The organism is Streptomyces longisporoflavus (assembly GCF_014649775.1).
Taxonomy (GTDB): domain Bacteria; phylum Actinomycetota; class Actinomycetes; order Streptomycetales; family Streptomycetaceae; genus Streptomyces; species Streptomyces longisporoflavus.
This window is the reverse complement of the sequence record NZ_BMTR01000120.1, coordinates 1-925: the sequence shown is the minus strand read 5'-3', so window position 1 is coordinate 925 and position 925 is coordinate 1. Positions and strand designations below refer to the sequence as shown.

General features: G+C 71.7%; 1 protein-coding gene. It reads right to left on the bottom strand.

Annotated features, from left to right (window positions below):
- On the bottom strand, window positions 1-925 hold a 925-nt coding region (locus IE226_RS43670), incomplete at both ends, for an acyltransferase domain-containing protein (RefSeq protein WP_190087097.1).

Sequence of the window (925 nt, the reverse complement as noted above, 5' to 3'; positions counted from 1 at the left end):
GAGGTCGTCGAGAATGTCCTGCTCTGCGGCGCCGACGGCGACCATGGCGCCGTCGTTGCGGGCTGCGCCCATCAACCGGCCGCGCGCTACCACCAGTTGGGCGGCGTCTTGCAGGGACATGACTCCGGCGACGTGGGCGGCGGCGATCTCGCCGATGGAGTGTCCGGCGACGTAATCGGGTCGTACGCCCCATCCCTCCAGGAGTCGGAACAGGGCGACCTCGATGGCGAAGAGGGCGGGCTGGGTGTACTCGGTCCGGTCGATGAGGGGCGCGTCGGCCGTACCCTCGATGTCGCTCTCGGCGGCGAACATCACGTCACGCAGCGGACGGTCAAGGAGTTGGTCGAGGTGCTTGCAGACCTCGTCCAGCGCAGAGGCGAACTCCGGTATCGCGGCGGCCAGTTCACGGCCCATGCCGAGCCTCTGCGCCCCCTGGCCCGAGAACACGAACGCAGTGCTTACGGGGCCGGGGGCGTGCCCCGTGATCACCTCCGGATGGGAGGTCCCGGCAGTCCCGGCAGCCAGAGTCTCCAGCCGCTGCACGAGATCGGCCGTACTCCGACCCAGTACGACGGCCCGGTGCTCGAAGGTGCTCCGCGTCGTGGCGAGCGAGTAGCCGATGTCGGCGGGGGAGAGGCCGGGGCGGGCGGCGAGGTCGAGCAACCGGCGGGCCTGCGCACGCAGACCGTCGGCGCTACGGGCGGACAGGGCCCAGGGGAGAGGCACCGGCGGGGTATCGGCTTCACCGGCTCGTACTGCTGCCGCCGTGTCGGGCTCAGGAGCGCCGGCCTTCGGCGCGGCGGCCTCCCGCGGCACGCTCTTCGCCTCTTCCAGGATCACGTGTGCGTTGGTCCCGCTGATACCGAAGGAGGAGACGGCGGCGCGGGCGGGGCGGTCGTGGGTGTGGGGCCAGGGCCGGGGTTCG